General features: G+C 42.7%; 2 protein-coding genes. Both read right to left on the reverse strand.

The annotated features are described in order from the left end of the window. Positions 1-36: 36 nt before the first annotated feature. Positions 37-1572, reverse strand: coding sequence for an FGGY-family carbohydrate kinase (locus PLK24_RS06485; protein WP_324477443.1), 1536 nt, complete (start codon positions 1570-1572; stop codon positions 37-39). 10 nt (positions 1573-1582) lie between these two features. Then, complete coding sequence (locus PLK24_RS06490; RefSeq protein WP_324477444.1) at positions 1583-2650, reverse strand: aminopeptidase; 1068 nt, start codon at positions 2648-2650, stop codon at positions 1583-1585. Positions 2651-2819: the final 169 nt, after the last annotated feature.

Raw genomic sequence — 2819 nt, forward strand, 5'->3', positions numbered from 1 at the left:
GAGGATTAAGGTGAGGGGGAAGACCAGCATAAACCTCTACTCGGATAAAGAGTCAGATAACTCATGCATAAGTTCCTTGGTATTTTCATAAAGAGAACGGGAGAGACGATAGTTAAAATCATATTTTCTACTTGCTTCTAAATCAGGTTGAACAATTTTTCCGATTTGAACCCAATGGTCAATTTCAGTCAGATTATTAAATAATCCGATACCCACCCCTGCCATAAAGGCATCTCCATAACTGGCACCGATTTGTTCTTTAGGGATAGACAAATTAACTCGGGTTATATCTGAAACAATCTGCATCCATAAGTCATTTTTAGTCCCACCACCGGTGGCCAAAATACGTCTGGGTTTTACTCCTTCCTCTTCCATGACTTCCAGATTATGTCGAATACCATATCCCACCCCTTCCAATATAGCTCGGTAGATATCAGCCTTGGTGTGTCTGAGGCTGATACCAAAAAACATTCCCTTTGCTCTCGGATCATTCAAAGGTGTTCGTTCACCTTCAAAATAGGGAAGAATAATAAGCCCCTTAGCGCCAGGTGGAGACTGGGCTGCTAATTTTGCTAATCGGTCGTAGGCGTTACTGCCTTCGTTTTTTTCTTTTTCCAGTTCTAATTCGGCAAATTGGTTCCGAAACCAGGTGGTAATACTTCCAGCGGTTGAAGTTCCTCCTAAAAAAGTATAAGCATCTTTTTCTAGAAAAGGAGCGCTCCAAAAATGACTGGTATTCACCAAATCGGCTGTTTTAACAATAAAGAAAATACTACTTCCAAACATAAGCATCATATCATTGAATTCTCTTACTCCAGTGCTGATGGCTTCAGCGGCAGCGTCGGTTGTTCCAACGATGACCGGAGTACCGGAAGCTAAGCCGGTTTCTCGAGCTGCCTGCTCGGTGACTCGGCCGGCTATTTCGCAGCTCCAGAAAGCCTTGGGAAGTCGGTCAATAGGTGTGATGTAAGAAGCAATTTCCTCCCGCCAACCTAAATTATGGACATCGAACAATGGGGCATAACCGTTCGCAGTATAAATATCAATTGTGGCTTCACCGGTCAGTCGGTAAACGAGGTAAGCCTGACTGGTGAGAAACCATCTGGTTTTCTGAAAAACCTCCGGTTCATGGTTTTTAATCCACATAATTTTAGGACCGGAAGCCTGAGAACTTAGATGCATTCCACTATGTTGAAAGATTTCCTCTCTCCCCAAGGTTTTTTCCAAATATTCTATTTCCTGAGTAGTTCGAGTATCGATTCCATAGAGAATCGCCGGTCTCAGCGGTTGGCCTGCTTCGTCAATAGGAAGAACACAGGAACCGATGGCACTAGTCCCTATTCCCAAAATTTGTTTTGGATCAACCCCCGATATGCTAAGAAGATTTTTAACGATTTCAACGAAATCGTGCCACCACACCCGATCGGCATCATGCTCGAAATAACCGGGCTTAGGCATGTCCATTCCATGAGGAACAACCTTTTGAGCAATTATTTTCCCATCCTCTTGAACCAAAACCCCTTTGGACGAATAAGTGCCGATATCAACTCCCAGCAAATACCCTTTGGCCATAAAATTCTCCTTAGATCAACATTTTTCCCTTTTGGAAAATTAAGTTCCCATCCAGATAGACTTCTCCCTCTTTTCGCATATCCTTCACGATATCCCAATGAATGGCCGATTTATTAGTTCCTCCGGTTTCGGGGTAAGCACGACCAAGAGCAATATGAATTGTCCCACCGATTTTTTCATCAAGGAGAATATCCTTGCAGAAGTACTTGACTTCGGGGTTGGTTCCAAAAGCGAATTCTCCGATCCGGCTGGCGCCTGGGTCACTTTGGATGGTCGATTGGAGAAAATCTTGATGAGTTGATGAAGTCGCTTTGACCAGCTCTCCTTTTTGCCATTGTAAGTGAACGTCGTACATGAGGCGTCCGCCCAACACCCCCGGGAATTCAAAGTAGATCTCTCCTTCAACCGTTGAGTCGTCGGGTGAAGTCATGATTTCACCATCTGGCATATTTATTTTGCCGTTTGCTACTTGCCAACTCCGACCTTTCACCGAAAAATGCAGGTCAGTTTTGTAACCAAGTATTCGAATCTCACTTCCCTGGGATAAAAGTGTTGCCCAGCGGTTCCATTTCTCACTTATTTCCGACCAATCTAATAGACAAGCATTAAAAAACATATCGGTAATAGTTTCCTCATCCATTTCAGCTTCCTGAGCCAGAGAAGCATTCGGTACCCGCACTAAACACCAGCGAGTTTTTTCCCAGCGCAGGGTCGATATTTTTCCCATCGAACGGCGTAACTGGGCAAGCTTAGGTGATGGTATATCCCAAAATACCTTCAAATTATGAGCGCCGCGCAATCCAATGTATACATCTGCCCACTCCATTCCATAGGCTTCAATCTCGGGAACCCATTCGATTTGTTGATCAGAACCATATTTGAGTAAAGAACGATTTAATTTTTCCGATAGAAATTGTACCTGTGGGTGGGCACCTGCTTGAACACATGCTTCATAAACGGCTTGAACCAAGGGATAGGTTTCAATTTCCGTCATAGCAATCATAACCCGTTCGTTCGGTTGAACGCTGGTTGAATAATTGACCAACAACTTTCCCAGTTCTTTCCAACGCTTATCCATATTGTTTTCCTTTTATGAATTCTTCTTTTTTTATCGTTCAATTATTTTACCATAGGTATTTCTTTATTTATTCTTAGATTGATAATTGGTACTATCAATAATCCAAAGATAAGGGCGTAGACTAATGATACCAGTAAAATAATTATGGATACCAAAATCATTGAAATCT

This window comes from Atribacter sp. (assembly GCF_035418125.1).
Taxonomy (GTDB): domain Bacteria; phylum Atribacterota; class Atribacteria; order Atribacterales; family Atribacteraceae; genus Atribacter; species Atribacter allofermentans.

Excerpts from the sequence above, each read along its gene's own strand:
- PLK24_RS06485 (WP_324477443.1), bottom strand. The coding sequence starts at position 1,572 with ATGGCCAAAGGGTATTTGCTGGGAGTTGATATCGGCACTTATTCGTCC.
- PLK24_RS06490 (WP_324477444.1), bottom strand. The coding sequence starts at position 2,650 with ATGGATAAGCGTTGGAAAGAACTGGGAAAGTTGTTGGTCAATTATTCA.